The following is a 17596-nucleotide window of genomic DNA, read 5'->3' on the forward strand; positions in this document are numbered from 1 at the left end:
GTTTAAAAGACCATCGGTGATTTTTATCCAATGGTCTTTCCCACTATTAATTATCTTTAACCTCTTTTACATACTCCCATGTTTCACCTTGATTTTTTGATTGATAAAGTATACTACTATTACCATTGTAGTCTCCATCTGCTCCTTGCCCTACTAGCATGTTAAAAACTCCATCCTTCTCATAAGGCAGATTAGGAAAATCAAACGGATTTATTACCTGTCCACTTTCTAGTTTCACTTCATAATTCGTATAGCTCACCTTTTTAAAAGTTATACCACCATCATCTGTACGGTATAGCCTCCCTTCATTGCCAGAGGGTCTGGCTGCCCTTAAAAATCCGAGCTTTTCATTAAAAAAGATGATTCCTGATGCACTACCAACCGCTTCATTGAACGGGTCCTCATTTATAACTCCCCATGTTTCCCCACCATCAATTGTCTTGCTTAGGGAATAAAAGGTACTCCCTAATGCTTTATCTGTAACATCTAGTTTATAACCCACTTCTTTTGAAAAGTAAAATTGCTCATTATTATTAGTTAAATCCTTCTTTTTCTTTTTAGAACTACTTTCCTTACTCCAATTTGGGTCACCTAGTAAATTATATCTAGCAGGTACTATCTCTTTCTCTTTTCCAGGGATAAATATAGATACCGTATATCCAATTATTTCGGATTTTGCTTCTTCAAGCTTCTCTAATTTCCCATCTTTATTAATATTAATAATTCCTTCTCCATTGAAACCCCAGTTCCTTTTCCCATAATAAACCAGCCCATACTTATCTTCATTCCACTTACTTACAGTTTGTTTAACTGGAATAGCTTGAACTGTTTTAATTAAAGGTTTTACTAATTTATCTTCATTATAATCAGCGTTAACATACCCATTTAATCCTACAAAAATATCTTTTGATTTATTTTTATTATAAGCTATTAAGTAGCTTTCCTCTTTTCCAGCAGCATTTTTTCCATAAAGAAAAGTATCAAATGATATAATTGTTCCATCTGATTTAAATTCCAAAGTAAAATCATCCGACATATATAACTTCTTTGGCAAAGTATATTTCTTATTTATATCTTCAAAAATACCCTCTACACCATACTTATATATATTATCACGCTTAAGTTTAACTGATCTTTCGTTTTTTACGCTTTCTATAAACCATGCTAGTTTACCACCATAATTCGTTGCACTTTTATAAATTTTTATCCCATAAAAAGACGTTATAAAGATAAGGATGATAACGGAAATGTATTTCCATCCCTTTACATTTAATAATTTGGACGATTCACGTTCCCTATTTTTTATAACTTTAATTGTAGTAAATATAATGATAAGTATTAAAAATGCTATAGATAATAACCAAATATAAATATTATTATTCATTCTTCCATACATACATAATAAAGCTAACTCATAACAAAAAATCCAGTATACGATTATTACTAATGGATTTTTTAGTAATGATATCAATATTTTTTTCATATCTCTCTTAAATATGTTAAGCCCCCCTAAGTACATCTAATACTTCTTTTCTCCTATATTGAGTATACTTGATTTCACCAGGCACTTGCATACCCCCATATTTATTGTACATCTTCATTACATATCGGTTAAATCTAAAATAATAAAATGCATATAAAAAAGCACTCTATCTTGTAAAGATAAGTGCTTTTTTCTTGATTATATTTTTTATTCAATATACAGCCAATAATACTTTATGTTAATACACAAGGCATGATTAATTTCCGATTACTACTCACTATTTATGATACGGTTCACCGTAACTAATCTAAATAGGGTTATTTTTTATTATTTTCATAATTAAATTTAACAAAAAAGGTAGTGCCTTCCGATCCTGTTTGAATTTCTATTTTTGCATTATGGCGGGCGGCAATAGCATAACATACACCTAATCCTAATCCAGTTCCATTATCTTTGGTCGTGTAAAATGGAGTACCCAGTTTCTCTAATACTTCAGGCTTGATACCTTTTCCTTGATCCTGTACTGCAAGCACCGCACAATTTTGACCTTCCTTGTAGGTGCTAATGGTTAGAACTTTCTCTGTACTCATCGCTTCTAAGCCATTACGGTATAGGTTTAGTAATAATTGTCGTATCTCATTACGGTTTAAAAGTAATTCCGGAATGTCATTTGTATCGACTTGAATATATTTATTTTGATTATACGTATCAATCTTTATTAAAGGAATAATATCGTAAATAATTGAATTTAAATCTAACATCTGCAAATCTGATTTCCTTGTATTACCCATTGAGAGAAATTCAGTAATAATAGAATTGGAACGGTCAAGTTCTTCAATCATTAAATTAAAGTACTTATTATGGTTCTCATAGCTGTTCTCTTCTTTTAATAACTGCAAAAATCCTCGTACTGTTGTCATTGGATTTCTAATCTCGTGGCTAATGCCTGCTGCCATTTGCCCTATTAACTCTATGTTGGATAACCTTTTCAATTCCTGTTCATATTGCTTTTTTTCCGTTATGTTTTTAAAAATACAACAAATACCATCATCATACGGGTATGCAATAACTTCGTGCCAATATTCATCAGGGGTAGAAAGAAATTCGAAATGAACTGTAGTTCGCTCTGACATTGCACGATGAAATTCCTTATACATAACTGTGTCGGCGCTACTCTGGAAAACCTCCCATACATTCTTGCCTAATACATCTTTTGCTGTTTTTCTTTGTGGAAAATATTGATGCTTATTTACGTACGTAAATTCCCATTTATTATTCAAAGTAAAGAATCCATCCGTAATACTTTCAATCACACTTGTAACTTTTTTATTAGCAGCAGCTAGTTCTCTCGTTCGCTCTTCCACCCTGCTTTCAAGTTGATCCATATATAACAAGTTTGAAAACGTAGGAGCTGTGGCATCAACGATAGATTTTGCCAGTTGAATTTGGGAATTATCGTAATTGTGAGCTTTTCCCTCTTTGCCAACGACGATTACCCCTAATACTTCTCCCATTGAAACCAATGGAATCATCAGTAGACCCTTACTATCTATATTTTTTGTTTGAATAACCTCTTGGATCTTGGCTTCATAGCTTTTCTCCATCCAATCCGCTTCTGTCCAATCACAGTCCTTGCTTAACTTCGTTGTTTTGTCTAGCGGGTCTAAAAGGTGGGCAGCCATGTTTTTACTCTCTAAAATCTGTCCTAAGTAAAAAAAACATTTATCAAAACTCTCCTGTATCGAGGAACACATTGATAAATCACGGGTAACATTTAGTAACAGCTGCTTCTCGGCAATAAGGTTTTCCTTTTGTGTCAAATTATTTGCGTTTTGAATTGCGACCGCAGCCATATTTACATACGCTTCAACACTTTGAATTTCTGAATCTGTTAAGTTCATTGGAGCTCCATAATCAAATAAAAAAACCAGACCAAATAACTCTTGCCCAAATGAGATAGGCAGGGCTAATAAGGACTTAATTTTGAACGCATCAACTGGTCTCGGATCCAGCCGATGATCCTTTGAGGTATCAGGGATATAGATGGTTTTTTGGGTTTCAATAACTTCTTTTGCCAGTAAGTCTATTTCAGGATCAATTACCTGAGTATCGAGCGTTACGCCATTTATGGTCTCTGGTTTTCCTGCAAACCCTCTAAATGTTCCATCTTCCTGGGGTAAATAAATTCCAACAGCGTTGCATTGAACAATCTCCTCTGATATCGCCATTGTTACACGCTGCAATACTTCACGTAGTTCTAATTTTGTATTTATTATTTTTGTTATATTCGCGAGCCTAGAATATCTCGCCTGATCACTTAACATTCACATAGCCTCCAATTATAGGCATAATAAAATAAACATGATAATATCAGTGAAAATCAAGACCAACCTACCATTTTCGATTTTCTCCTGTATTCTTTTCTTACCCTTGTTTTACATAGAATACTTCACTTACTTATGATACGGTTCACCGCGATTAATCCGAAACGCCCTATATACTTGCTCAAGCAATACTAGACGCATTAATTGATGTGGTAATGTCATCTTTGAGAAAGAAAGAGATTCGTTTGAACGCTTCATTACTTCTGAGCTAAGTCCAAGTGATCCACCAATTACAAACGCTACTTTACTCTTTCCATATGTAGCAAGACGATCTAGACTTGCTGCAAACTCTTCTGATGATTTTTGTTTTCCTTCTATAGCTAGCGCAATGACATGCGTATCATCAGAAATTTTATCCAGTATACGTATACCTTCTTTTTCTTTTACAATTAACATTTCTGCTTCACTTAAATTTTCTGGTGCCTTTTCATCTGGTAATTCAATTACTTCTACTTTTGCATAAGAAGATAATCGTTTTAAGTATTCTGCTATACCTTGCTTCAAGTATTTTTCTTTTAATTTTCCGATTGAAATAATCGAGATATTCACATTTATTCCCCACCTTACAAACATGTTATCCACACAACTTATCCACATATCCACAAATGTTACCCACATATTGTGTGAGAATCTGTGTTCGATACAACATATGTCGCCTCATTTTGACAAAATTCACATGTTTTCTTCTCTTTTTCAGAGTTATCCACATTGTTAATAACTGGCGCAACTTCACACTCATCCACAATGATATCTAGTGCTAATTCAACATGTTCTAAACAACAAGGTAAATTCATATTCTTCACCTCACTTTTCTACAATAGAAAACAGGAGGTAGGCCCTCCTGTTTTTAATACTTTTGAATGCCTAATTTCACCGTTGTTGTCGCTCGTTTTGTGCCACGATAAAACGTAAGAGTCATTTTATCGTTAATTTTTTTATTATATAAGGCCGTGCGGAATCCAATAATATCGCCAATCGGTTTTCCATCTACTGCCACAATAACGTCATGTTCTCGCAGACCAGCATCCGTACCTGGCGAAGGACTTTTTACATCTAAAATGCAAACTCCTTCCGTTACGTTGTCTGGTAAATGTAACGTTTTTGACCAATAATAATTCGGAATCTCGTTTAATGATCTTAGTTCAATTCCAACATAAGGTCTTTTTACTTTACCGTATTTCTCAAGTTCATTCATAACAGGGACGGCTCTTGTAATTGGAATAGCTAGTCCAATTCCTTCTACTTCTTTTGCTGCAATTTTCATTGAGTTAATGCCAATTAATTGTCCTGCTGCATTTACAAGTGCACCACCACTATTACCTGGATTAATTGCCGCATCTGTTTGCAATACTTCTACTTGCCAATCGTAATGTCCATCTTGATTTAAATCTACAGGAACAATACGCTCGTTAGCCGAAATAATACCTTGTGTGACAGTCCCGGAAAATTGTAATCCTAGTGGATTTCCAATCGCAATAACCGGCTCTCCTCTACGAACAGTATTAGAGTCGCCAATTTCAATCACTTTTTTCACATACTTCGCATCTATTTCTAGTACTGCTAAATCTGTGACTACATCGGTTCCTAATACTTTACCCTGAACCTTCTTACCATCACTCAGGCTCACTTCAATACGATTCGCTCCAGCAACAACGTGGTTATTTGTTACAATATAAGCATGTCCATCTGTCCTCTTATAAATCACACCAGAGCCTGTACCCGCTTCTGAATCCGCCTCTGAAAAATCATCTCGCTGAATATTAATAACACCAACAACTGCTTCAGACGCACGATCAACAGCATCTACAAAGCTAATCTGTTTAGCTGGAGCATTTCCAGCTTGAGCTTGAGCCATATTTTTTCCACTTGCTTCAGCTTGTGGAAGCGTACCTGCATGATTCGAAAATAAAGGGGCTCCAAATGCGAATAATGAAGCCCCTACAATTGTTCCCGCTATGCTAGAAACTACAATACCTTTATGCTTCTTTTTACCCGCACGTTTTATACGATATTTTTCTTCATCAATAAAGGACATATTTGTTCACCTATCTTCCTAAAAACAACTATATTCACCTTTATTGTTTACTAAAATGAAGAATTATACGTATTGAATTTTCGTAGGCATTTTCGGGTCTGTATCATGTATTTCAAAAGATTCTCCAACGCCAAAACCTTTTTCTTCTAATACTTGTGATACAGACATACGCGCTAATTCTTTCATATTATTATCTAAGCTTAAATGTGCTAAATAAATATGTTTTGTCTCGTCTGTAATAACGTCCGCCATCGCTAATGCGGCGTCCTCATTACAAACGTGACCTACATCACTTAATATACGTCGTTTAATACTCCATGGATATCGTCCCATGCGAAGCATTTCGACATCATGATTACTTTCAAATACGAAAGCATTCGCTCCCTTAATAACACCCTTCATACGATCACTTACGTAGCCAGTATCTGTAATAAGAGCTAACTTTCTATTATTATTATGAAAAGCGTAAAACATCGGCTCTGCTGCATCATGAGAAACACCAAATGATTCAACTTCAATATCGCCAAATGTTTTCACATCCCCAACTGAGAAAATAAATTTTTGATCAGTTGGGATATTGCCTATTAAGTGTTCCATCGCATTCCATGTTTTCTCGTTCGCATAAACAGGTAAATCATATTTACGTGCCAATACACCTAACCCTTTAATATGATCACTATGCTCATGTGTTACAAGAATACCTGATATGTCATTTATATTCAGTTCAGCTTGTTTAAACAAAGCCTCTGTAGCTTTACCACTTAAACCCGCATCGACGAGCAATTTTTTTTCATCCGTTCCTACATATAACATATTCCCTGTACTTCCACTCGCAAGTACACTAAACTGCATGCTCATTCTTTCTCACTCCATTATATTCTTCAGGCACTTGATTTTCGCCTAATTCCATGACTTGTCCTTCGATTGCATTCACAAAAAAGTCCTTTTTTTGCTCTGTCTTTAAGTTCCATGTTGGGGCAAGCACTTGTATATTAGAAGAAGACTCTGCAAGAGTCGCATATCCGACCTGCGCCTCTTTCACATGCGTATTGTCCGCAATTTTATTTTTTAAATATAAATTCACTAACGCCGTTTGAGCAGTAATGATTTCTTGCTCTTTCGTTTTTTCACTTTCGCCCATTTCCTTTAAATCCGTTAACATCGTTTGTGTATACGAAACAAGCTCATTCTTTTCATTTAATTCCACAACGATCATCGCACGATCATTGTAGAAAATTGGTTTATCTTTATACTTTTGAAAGAAGTAAATTTTTGAGTCCTTTATTGCTCCAAACTCATATTTTTGTCCATCTAGCACATAATTTTTCAAAAAGTCATTATACTTATCTTTTGACAATGATTTCGTATTTAAAAAAGGCTCTTTTAATTTACTCTCTATTTGATATTCGTCTTGCAAGTGTGCCGTTTGATTTTTTAAAGATTGCACATCCTCTTCTTTGAAAACCTTATTTTTCGCCATTATAAGTGACTCTTTTTTCGGTTCTTTAGGAAAATTCCCCATAGTAATTTTTTCAGCTTTTAATTGTTGATCGATCTTTGTTTCCGCCACAAGCTCCAATTGATTACTACCTTGCTTTTGAATGAATTGAAAAATAAGAAAGAGGTCTAAAACAAAAAAGGTCACAATAAATATCGTTTTAATTCGATCCCAATCCATTTAGTCCCCCCTCACTCCACTCAAATATTTGTTGCTTACCTTCTTCATCATATTTTACATACCATATCGGCTGTAAAATACCCATTTTCCCTGCGTTGATGGAAGGTGCCAATGATAATTTATAACCAATCCCAACATCCTGAATTGAATTTTTGTCAATTTCCGGATTATTTTCTAATGATGTCATCACCGTATGACCTGATGCAAGAGAAGTTGTTGGTTGTTTATTCGGTAAACTGAAACTTAAATCATAAAGAGGTCTTTCATACTGCATGACTTCACCTGAACCCCATGCTTGTTTTAATTCAGCGATTCCATCTGCATTAAATACAGGCAAGCCGCCTTCATATAAACGGAATGAAGTTTTCCCCTTACTAATGTAATCAAAACGATAAAACTTTAAAGTGCCACTATGCCCACTTACAAAGTCAAAACTTTTTTGTAAGATTATTGCATTATCTGTAGTTTTATCGCTATGTACAGCGGAGTTTTTATATTTCAACATTGCATTCGACTTATCAATTTCCATAGAACGGATACCATCCGTAAATGTTTCCTTTGTTTTCTCAGAAATAGGACTTAAATAACGTGGATCACTAAATAAAGCATTTTTAAACGTATCCACTTCTAGTTTAGATGTAATATACTCTATCTTACTTAATTCCGTAATCCCATCTGGTAAAAAAAGTTTTTTTGTATCATTTATTTGATATTCAAAATATGGTCTTGCTACTGTTATAAGTTGATTTTGAGCATTTAAAATATCCTTTACGTAAGCACCAGCCAATGTCGCTTGATATATTTTACGAGAAGTATCATAGGAAACAAAATTAACTTTAATTTCTTGATCCTTGCTTCGAGAAGGGTCAATTATAATACGATTAAAACTTCTGTTACTTTCTATGTTTTTATCTTTAATATTAAACATACTTTTAATCGTATCCAGTGGGATATTTGTAGGGAAAACAAATTCAATTTTTTCTTCTCCGTGTACATAAGAAAGAAAATCACCTTTAGGAACTGACCCTGTTATCTCCCTAAAATCATGTAATTCTCCATTTTCAAGAATTTTATAAATTGAATCCACATTTTCCTTATTTTCGCTCACATAATGATTTTTCTCTTTATGAATAATGACAGAAGATGGGCGAACAATCTCCGAAATCTTTATTGGATTTATATCTTCGTTACCTTGAACGAATTTTGTGTTTTGCATGGAAGTAGAATCAGGAACATATGTCCATAAGTTAAAAGTAAGAAATAGGCTAATGACAACTAAATTAATTAGAACTATCGTTTTAAAGTTTTCCATGCTCATTCCCAATCGTCCTCTTCATCTGCCGCCATTGGCAATGTGAAATAAATAGTTGTCCCTTTTCCTTCTTCACTCTTCGCCCAAATCGAGCCGCCATGTGCCTCAATCATCTCTTTCGCAATAGCTAACCCAAGGCCTGTACCACCCATCTGTCTCGAACGCGCTTTATCCACACGATAAAAACGTTCAAAGATTTTCTCTACATTTTCTTTCGGAATTCCCATTCCTTGATCACTCACACTAATTTCTAATAACTCCCCGCGATCACGTAGGCGATATGTTACTGTACCACCTTCTGGTGAATACTTTAATGCATTGGAAATAATGTTATATAAAACTTGTGTAATTTTGTCCGAATCCATATCAATAAATCGAGATTTCTTAGAGAAAGATCGTTTGAAACTTACATTTTGCTCTTTAGACATTTCAAAGCGATCGATAACATTGTTAAAGAAGTCAGTAAAGTCGACAAATTCCTTCATTAAACGATGTTCAGTACTATCTAGTTTAGATAGTTGTAACAATGCATTTACAAGCCTGATCATTCTTTCTGTTTCCTCTTGTGTAACCGTTAAAAATTGTGGTGCAATATTCGGATCTTGCCATGCTCCATCAGTAAGCGCTTCTAAGTAACTACGCATCGTCGTTAACGGTGTTCTTAACTCATGAGATACGTTTGCAACAAACTCACGGCGCTCTCGTTCTATGCGCTCCTGCTCTGTTACATCATATAATACAGCAATTAAACCATTTGCCTTCCCTGTTTCTTTTTGAATAACAGAGAAACTAGCACGTAAAATATACGGTTCATTTCTCGTACTAAAGTCTAATAAAACTGAATCGGGTTCTTCATATAAATGATCCAGTGTAAATTCTTCTTGTATCCCTAGTACTTCTAATACCGATTGATCTAGCGCTGTTTCACGCGAAACATTTAACATCTTTTCCGCAGGATCATTTAATAAAATAATATCCCCTTTTCGATCAGTAGCGATTACCCCATCTGTCATATGTGATAAAACAGATGATAATTTTCGTCTTTCACTTTCCGTTGAGGAACGAGCTTGTTGTAATTTTTTAGATAAATTATTAAAAGATAATGCTAGTTGTCCAATTTCATCATGACTATGCACCTTTACTTTTCGCGAATAATTTCCTTTCGCCATTTCAATTGCTTGTCTTCGCATATCTGAAATTGGTCTCGTAATTGTTTGAGCCAATAAAATTCCAAGTACAGCTGTTACTAATAAGGCAATTACTGTCCCCGTCGCAAAAATTTGATTTATATCCTTCATTTGTTTATACACATCTTCCATAGATGCAACAATATGAATGACGCCAAGTACCTCTCCGCCCGGTTCTTTTAAAATAGGCGTAATCATAACTTGAACTCGATGGCCTGTCTGCCCATCTTTCTCAATCTTTGACTCTGGTTTCTTTTGTACCATTACCCGCTGTACAGCTCTATCTGTTGACGTTCTTCCTACTTTATTTTGCTTAGACCCGTCTGAAATTGCCATCAATTTTCTATTGGCGTCAATTACACTTACTTCTTGAATGTCTTTCTTACGGTCTGATGCAAATTTTTGAATCGATTCCTTAATAGCCTTATCTACTGATTCTGTTTTAGGACGCTCTTTTACAAACTCTTGCTTCAAGTTATAAGAAAGTAAGTTTGTTTGCTGTGTCAAGGAGTCTTGAAAACCTTTTACAAGACTTTTTTCTAATTCCCTAACGAAATATACGCCAATAACTTGCATCGCTATTAATATCAATAGCATATATATAAGCACAAATTTTAAATGAATAGATTGAAAAAAACCAACTTTCTTCATATACTATTCCTGCTCTGGGTCACGCAAGTAATACCCTACTCCACGTCTAGTTACAATTAAAGTAGGATGACTTGGATTATCTTCAATTTTTTCACGTAAACGACGTACTGTTACGTCCACTGTACGTACATCTCCAAAATAATCATAACCCCAAACTGTTTGCAACAAATGTTCACGAGTCATAACTTGTCCTAGATGTTTCGCTAAATAATGTAGTAATTCAAATTCGCGATGTGTAAGTTCAATGCTTTCTTCACGCTTTGTCACACTATAAGCATTCGGATTAATAACGATTGGTCCAATAACCATTTCAGTATTTTCTTCTTTTTCTGCTGTACCACCCTGCTGATGGCGACGTAAATTCGCTTTCACACGAGCAAGCAACTCCCTCGTGCTAAATGGCTTCGTTACATAATCATCTGCTCCAAGCTCAAGCCCTAATACTTTATCAATTTCAGAGTCTTTTGCTGTAAGCATAATAATTGGCATTTCTGAGCTTTTACGTATTTCACGACACACCTCTAAGCCATCTTTTCCCGGTAACATAATATCTAATAAAACCATATCTGGCTGTTCTTCATTTGCTTTCTCAATTGCCTCATCACCATCATGCGCCATTACAATTTCAAAACCTTCTTTTTCTAGGTTAAACTTTAAAATATCTGCAATCGGCTTTTCATCATCAACTACTAAAATTTTCTTTCCCATCATCGTCTATTTCCTCCTTATAAAAATATGGTCAATAATCCTTAAACACATTGACGTTTATATAGTATGTCCCTATATGACCGCACCTTTTGTTTAAGTATTTTCTCCTCTATTCTCATAGACTCATGTATGATCCACTTTTACACGGAATCCTATACGATCTATAGAAAAACCTCTAGCTTCAACTGCTAGAGGCTCCTCATTCTATTTTAAAATAACTACTCAATTTTGTAAAATTACATAAATAAAAAGGATATTAAGTGGGCCCACTTAATATCCTGAGAGTGGCTCGGGACGGAATCGAACCGCCGACACGAGGATTTTCAGTCCTCTGCTCTACCGACTGAGCTACCGAGCCAAAACTATATATAAAACCACTAATGGTGGTATAAACAAAAGTGGCGGTCCCGACCGGGGTCGAACCGGCGATCTCCTGCGTGACAGGCAGGCATGTTAACCACTACACCACGGGACCAAAAATGAACATAAAAAAACATGACCCGTACGGGATTCGAACCCGTGTTACCGCCGTGAAAGGGCGGTGTCTTAACCACTTGACCAACGGGCCACGAAAAATAAAATGGTGAGCCATGAAGGATTCGAACCTTCGACCCTCTGATTAAAAGTCAGATGCTCTACCAACTGAGCTAATGGCTCATACTCACCAACGTCATATTTTCGTGACGACAAGACATATCATAACATATTATCTTTTATTTTTGCAATACCTTTTTTATTTTTTTATAAAAGATAAGAAAAAACTCATGAGAGCATGAGTTTTTTCTTTAAGAAATCAATTTTTTATATTAATTAAGCTTCGTATACATTACGAACGATATTTGTTTGGTTACGATCTGGTCCAACTGAGAACATAGATAATTGAATTCCTGTTAATTCAGAAACACGTTCTACGTATTTTCGTGCATTTTCAGGAAGTTCGTCTAATGATCTTACACCAGTAATATCTTCTGTCCAACCTGGAAGCTCTTCGTATACAGGCTCACATTTCGCTAAAATGTTTAAGTTTGCTGGAACTTCATCGATAACTTCGCCATTGTATTTGTAAGCAACACAAATTTTAAGAGTTGGAATACCTGTTAGAACGTCGATAGAGTTTAATGATAAATCTGTTAAACCACTAACGCGACGTGCATGTCTTACAACAACGCTATCGAACCAACCTACGCGGCGTGGACGACCAGTTGTTGTTCCATATTCACGACCAACTTCACGAATTTGATGACCGATTTCATCATGAAGCTCAGTAGGGAATGGACCATCACCTACACGGCTTGTATATGCTTTACATACACCTACAACGCGAGTAACTTTCGCAGGACCAACTCCAGTTCCAACTGTTACACCACCTGCAATTGGGTTAGAAGATGTAACGAATGGGTACGTACCGTGATCAATATCAAGCATAACACCTTGTGCACCTTCAAATAATACACGATGATTGTTATCTAGTGCATCATTTAATACAACAGACGTATCACATACATATTGCGCGATTTGTTGACCGTACTCGAAGTACTCTTCGAAAATTTCTTCTACGCTGAAACCTTCTGTATCGTACATCTTTTCAAATAAACGATTTTTTTCTACTAAATTGCGCTCAAGCTTTTCTTTAAATGCTTCACGGTCTAAAAGATCAGCCATACGGATACCAATACGAGCAGCTTTATCCATATATGCAGGACCGATACCTTTTTTCGTTGTACCGATTTTGTTATCACCTTTACTTGCTTCTTCTAACTCATCTTGTTTTAAGTGGTAAGGTAAAATAACGTGCGCACGGTTACTAACACGTAAATTATCAGTACTTACACCACGATCGTGTAAGTATTTTAATTCTTCAAGTAATGCTTTTGGATCTACTACTAAGCCGTTTCCGATTACACAAATTTTCTCTTTATAGAAAATACCAGATGGAATTAAGTGTAATTTATATTTAACTCCGCCGAAAACAATTGTGTGTCCTGCGTTATTTCCACCTTGATATCTTGCAACTACTTCCGCATGCTCAGAAAGAAAGTCAGTAATTTTACCTTTTCCTTCATCGCCCCATTGTGTTCCTACAACTACTACTGAAGACATTATTAAAGCACCTCCGCAATTTTCAAACGAACTTTTCAAACAATATAATTGTACCAAAACAGAAAGAGAAGTCAACCAAAAAGCGAACATTTTTTTATCGAAAAACGTTTTCGTTCGTAAGAATTACATATTCATCTTATGAAAGCCCTATCTTTTATATAAAAAAAAAGAAACACATCTTATTATAAGAAATGTGTTTCTTTTTTATACTGCCTTTATGCGGGCGGCGCATGTCCATCATCAAAGCGACGTTCTAAGTTAACGAACTTATTAAACTCTTTAACGAATGCAAGCTCTACTGAGCCTACTGGACCGTTACGTTGCTTTGCAATAATGATTTCAATGGTATTTTTATTTTCTGTTTCTCGATCATAGTAATCTTCACGATATAGGAAGGCTACAATATCAGCATCCTGCTCGATACTTCCTGATTCACGAATATCAGACATCATCGGGCGCTTATCTTGACGAGATTCAACACCACGGGATAGCTGCGAAAGAGCAATAACAGGTACTTGTAATTCACGCGCAATTCCTTTTAACGTACGCGAAATCTCAGATACTTCCTGCTGACGGTTCTCGCCCGATTTCCCGCTTCCTTGAATAAGCTGTAAGTAGTCAATTAAAACCATACCAAGACCTTGTTCTTGTTTTAATCTACGGCATTTTGCTCGAATTTCATTCACCTTAATCCCTGGTGTATCATCAATATATATACCGGCATTTGAAAGGCTACCCATCGCCATTGTTAATTTCGCCCAATCATCAGAAGTTAATGAACCGGTACGAAGTCTTTGTGCATCAATATTTCCTTCCGCACAAAGCATACGCATAACAAGCTGATCCGCACCCATCTCCAAACTAAAAATCGCTACATTTTCATCAGTTTTCGTCGCTACATTTTGTGCGATATTTAATGAAAATGCCGTTTTCCCTACTGATGGACGTGCTGCCACGATGATTAAATCATTTCGTTGGAAACCAGCTGTCATCTTATCTAATTCGGTAAACCCAGTTGGTATCCCGGTAACTTCACCTTTTTGATTATGCAAAAGTTCAATTTTATCATAAGCATCTACAAGAACATCTTTAATATTTTGGAATGCTTTTGCGTTCGTTTGATGAGATACTTCTAATATTTTTTTCTCAGCCTCATTTAAAAGGCCGTCCACGTCATCTTCTCTCTCGTATCCATCCGATACAATATGAGTCGCTGTTCGAATTAAACGACGTAAAAGCGCCTTTTCAGCAATGATACGTGCATAATATTCTACGTTAGCGGCAGTTGGAACAACTTCTGCCAACTCTGCTAAGTAAGAAACTCCACCAACCTCTTCTAGTAATCCTTGATCAGCCATTGCTGATGTCATCATTACTAAGTCAATCGGTTCTCCCTTATCAGACAATCCAAGCATAACTTCAAAAATCTTTTGATGTTTCGTTCGATAGAATGAATCAGGTACCAATAGCTCTGATGCTGACGTTAACGCATCTTGATCAATTAATATGGCCCCTAAAACCGCCTGCTCAGCCTCTATATTATGCGGAGGGGTACGATCAGCAAGTACATCACTCATACGCAATCCTCCTTGCTTAATTTATTTTTATTGTTCAATAACATGAACTTTTACTGTTGCTGTTACTTGCGGATGCAATTTCACTGTTACATTTGTATAGCCTAATGCACGGATTGCATCGTCCATTTCAAATTTACGTTTATCAAGTTTAATTTTATGCGATTTTTGCATTGCATCTACGATTTGTTTGCTTGTAATAGAACCAAATAAACGGCCACCTTCTCCAGATTTCGCCTTTAATTCTACAGTTAATTTCTCTAAAGTTTCTTTCAACTCTTTTGCATTCTCAACCTCTGCTGCTGCGTCTTTTTCCTCTTTACGCTTTTGAGCTTCTAAAGTTTTCATACTGCTGTTTGTCGCTTCGGCAGCTAACCCTTGTTTTAGTAAGAAGTTATTTGCATAACCATCTGGTACGTTTTTTACTTCTCCTTTTTTCCCTTTACCTTTTACGTCTTTTAGAAAAATTACTTTCATGATTGTGTGCCTCCCTGTAAATAGTCATCAATAACAAATCGAAGCTTCTCCTCAGCTTCATCTACCGTAACATTTTTCATCTGTGTGGCCGCATTCGTTAAATGCCCGCCACCGCCTAAATTCTCCATAATTAGCTGTACATTCACTTCACCTAAAGATCTACCGCTAATTCCAATGAAATTTTCTCCACGCTTCGCAATAACAAACGATGCAATAATACCCGTCATTGTCAATAACGTGTCTGCTGATTGTGCAATAAGTACTTGGTGATAATATTCATCACCGTCAACTTTAGCAATCGCAATTCCATTTTTATAAATGTACGCATTTTTTATAGCTTTTGCAACTCGTAAATACTGACCCATATCTTCTTTTAACAGTTCTTGTACAAGTACCGTGTCTGCACCGTGCGAACGTAAATAAGAAGCCGCATCAAATGTACGAGCACCGGTACGGAATGTAAAACTTTTCGTATCAACAATAATACCCGCTAACAATGCCGTTGCTTCTAACATTGTCATTTTTAAATTTTTCGGCTGATACTCAAGTAATTCAGTAACAAGTTCTGCCGTTGAAGAAGCGTATGGTTCCATGTAAACAAGCAATGGATCTTCAATAAACTCTTCTCCCCGGCGATGGTGATCAATAACAACTACATTTTCAATTTTATGTAGCAGTTTTTCTTCCATCATCATTGAAGGCTTATGCGTATCAACAACAACAAGCAATGAATCATCATTCGCAAATTCCATCGCTTGCCCTGGTGAAATAAAATGAGACCATAACTCTTCATTTTGTTTCACCTTATCCATTAATCGCTTGATTCCCTTATCGGAATCATTTTCGTCCAATACAATATATCCTTTGCGCTCATTTAATTGAGCTACCTTTAAAATACCAATTGCAGCACCAATTGCATCCATATCAGGAGCCCTATGCCCCATTATAATGACATTGCTACTTTCTAATACTAAATCCTTTAATGCGTGCGAAATGACTCTAGCACGTACACGAGTACGCTTTTCGACCGGATTCGTCTTACCACCGTAAAATTTAACTTTACCCGTTGCTTGTTTAATAGCTACTTGATCTCCACCCCGGCCCAGCGCAAGGTCTAAGCCAGATTGGGCCATCGCTCCAAGCTCCGATAAAGGTAAATCACCCGATCCAACACCAACGCTTAATGTAAGTGGTATATTCCTTTTTGACGTTTCTTCACGCACCTGATCCAAAATACTAAATTTCCCTTTCTCCATTTGCGCCAAAATACTTTCATTTAGTACAACGAAGAATCTTTCTGAAGATGCACGTTTTAAATACGCACCATACTTAACAGCCCATTCATTTAGGCGTGATGTCACAAGACTTGTTATATTCGTGCGTAATTGATCATCTAACCCTTGTGTAACCTCATCATAGTTATCTAAATAAATAACAGCTAAAACAGTACGCTGATCCTCATACATCTTTTCAATTTCTGTTTGCTCAGTTACATCAAAGAAATAAATTAATTTTTCTTCTTTCCTTACAAACACACGAAACTTTCGATTATTTAAAGATACTATATCATCGGAAGTCTCTCCCTTAATAAAAAGGAGTAATGTTTCTGATACATCGTACAGATGCCACCCAGCTAGTGCATGTTGCCCTAAACATGAAGATAAATAAGGATTTGCCCAATCAATCCCATAGTCCTTATTGTATAACAAAATACCAATAGGCATTTGGTTGAATGCTTCATTGCTTACTTTTTTTACCCTTGTAATCATATCTGTCGTATGTTTTTCAAAGTTCCTTTGAAAGGTAAGTTCAAATCGTATAACTAAAAAAAGAACGATACAAAAAACAAAAAAGGCGGCCATTCCCACAATTAAATGAAAATAACAGAGAATCGAAATTAGCACAAACACAAAAAATGCCAATACGTAAACAGGATATAAAAACCACTGTTTCTTATAAAATTCAGGCATGTATACAACTCCTATAAAGTAAAACTAACTCAACTTC

General features: G+C 35.8%; 14 protein-coding genes and 4 tRNA genes. All 18 read right to left on the reverse strand.

Annotation, left to right across the window (positions count from 1 at the left end; translation table 11 throughout):
- Window positions 1-46 precede the first annotated feature (46 nt).
- Window positions 47-1519, reverse strand: coding sequence for a WD40/YVTN/BNR-like repeat-containing protein (locus ACTFQM_RS23765; RefSeq protein WP_440036527.1), 1473 nt, complete (start codon window positions 1517-1519; stop codon window positions 47-49).
- Window positions 1520-1800: 281 nt separating this feature from the next.
- Window positions 1801-3807, reverse strand: a complete 2007-nt coding sequence (locus ACTFQM_RS23770; RefSeq protein ID WP_440036528.1) for a GAF domain-containing sensor histidine kinase — start codon at window positions 3805-3807, stop codon at window positions 1801-1803.
- 129 nt (window positions 3808-3936) lie between these two features.
- Entirely contained in the window at window positions 3937-4416 is a 480-nt protein-coding gene (gene rlmH / locus ACTFQM_RS23775; RefSeq protein WP_002174493.1) for a 23S rRNA (pseudouridine(1915)-N(3))-methyltransferase RlmH, read from the reverse strand.
- Window positions 4417-4475: 59 nt separating this feature from the next.
- A complete protein-coding gene (locus ACTFQM_RS23780) occupies window positions 4476-4661 on the reverse strand; it encodes a CxxH/CxxC protein (RefSeq protein WP_001052827.1) in 186 nt (61 codons plus the stop codon).
- 53 nt (window positions 4662-4714) lie between these two features.
- Window positions 4715-5902 carry a S1C family serine protease gene (locus ACTFQM_RS23785; protein WP_440036530.1) on the reverse strand — a complete coding sequence of 396 codons (1188 nt, stop codon included), beginning with the start codon at window positions 5900-5902 and terminating at the stop codon, window positions 4715-4717.
- A gap of 63 nt (window positions 5903-5965) precedes the next feature.
- Window positions 5966-6760 (reverse strand): MBL fold metallo-hydrolase, encoded by a 795-nt coding sequence (locus tag ACTFQM_RS23790; protein ID WP_002174495.1) that lies wholly within the window; start codon window positions 6758-6760, stop codon window positions 5966-5968.
- Window positions 6744-7580, reverse strand: a complete 837-nt coding sequence (locus tag ACTFQM_RS23795) for a two-component system regulatory protein YycI (protein WP_002174496.1) — start codon at window positions 7578-7580, stop codon at window positions 6744-6746. Before ACTFQM_RS23795 ends, ACTFQM_RS23790 begins: the two co-directional genes overlap by 17 nt.
- Complete coding sequence (locus ACTFQM_RS23800; RefSeq protein WP_440036531.1) at window positions 7561-8898, reverse strand: YycH family regulatory protein; 1338 nt, start codon at window positions 8896-8898, stop codon at window positions 7561-7563. Before ACTFQM_RS23800 ends, ACTFQM_RS23795 begins: the two co-directional genes overlap by 20 nt.
- Complete coding sequence (gene walK, locus ACTFQM_RS23805; protein WP_440036533.1) at window positions 8895-10730, reverse strand: cell wall metabolism sensor histidine kinase WalK; 1836 nt, start codon at window positions 10728-10730, stop codon at window positions 8895-8897. Before walK ends, ACTFQM_RS23800 begins: the two co-directional genes overlap by 4 nt.
- Before the next feature lie 3 nt (window positions 10731-10733).
- Window positions 10734-11441 (reverse strand): cell wall metabolism DNA-binding response regulator WalR, encoded by a 708-nt coding sequence (gene walR / locus ACTFQM_RS23810; protein WP_097894509.1) that lies wholly within the window; start codon window positions 11439-11441, stop codon window positions 10734-10736.
- 282 nt (window positions 11442-11723) lie between these two features.
- Window positions 11724-11796: transfer RNA gene (locus ACTFQM_RS23815), tRNA-Phe, on the reverse strand.
- A gap of 41 nt (window positions 11797-11837) precedes the next feature.
- Window positions 11838-11913 (reverse strand) — tRNA-Asp (locus tag ACTFQM_RS23820).
- 21 nt (window positions 11914-11934) lie between these two features.
- Window positions 11935-12006: transfer RNA gene (locus ACTFQM_RS23825), tRNA-Glu, on the reverse strand.
- A gap of 13 nt (window positions 12007-12019) precedes the next feature.
- Window positions 12020-12095, reverse strand: a tRNA-Lys gene (locus ACTFQM_RS23830).
- Between the two features lie 153 nt (window positions 12096-12248).
- Window positions 12249-13538, reverse strand: a complete 1290-nt coding sequence (locus ACTFQM_RS23835; protein ID WP_025146944.1) for an adenylosuccinate synthase — start codon at window positions 13536-13538, stop codon at window positions 12249-12251.
- Window positions 13539-13753: 215 nt separating this feature from the next.
- On the reverse strand, window positions 13754-15115 hold the full coding sequence (gene dnaB, locus ACTFQM_RS23840; protein WP_002174501.1) for a replicative DNA helicase: 1362 nt from the start codon (window positions 15113-15115) through the stop codon (window positions 13754-13756).
- Window positions 15116-15142: 27 nt separating this feature from the next.
- Window positions 15143-15589 carry a 50S ribosomal protein L9 gene (gene rplI, locus ACTFQM_RS23845; protein WP_002174502.1) on the reverse strand — a complete coding sequence of 149 codons (447 nt, stop codon included), beginning with the start codon at window positions 15587-15589 and terminating at the stop codon, window positions 15143-15145.
- Complete coding sequence (locus ACTFQM_RS23850; protein WP_440036535.1) at window positions 15586-17559, reverse strand: DHH family phosphoesterase; 1974 nt, start codon at window positions 17557-17559, stop codon at window positions 15586-15588. Before ACTFQM_RS23850 ends, rplI begins: the two co-directional genes overlap by 4 nt.
- Between the last annotated feature and the right edge of the window lie 37 nt (window positions 17560-17596).

Source organism: Bacillus cereus group sp. MYBK30-2, assembly GCF_051915945.1.
GTDB lineage: Bacteria > Bacillota > Bacilli > Bacillales > Bacillaceae_G > Bacillus_A > Bacillus_A paramycoides.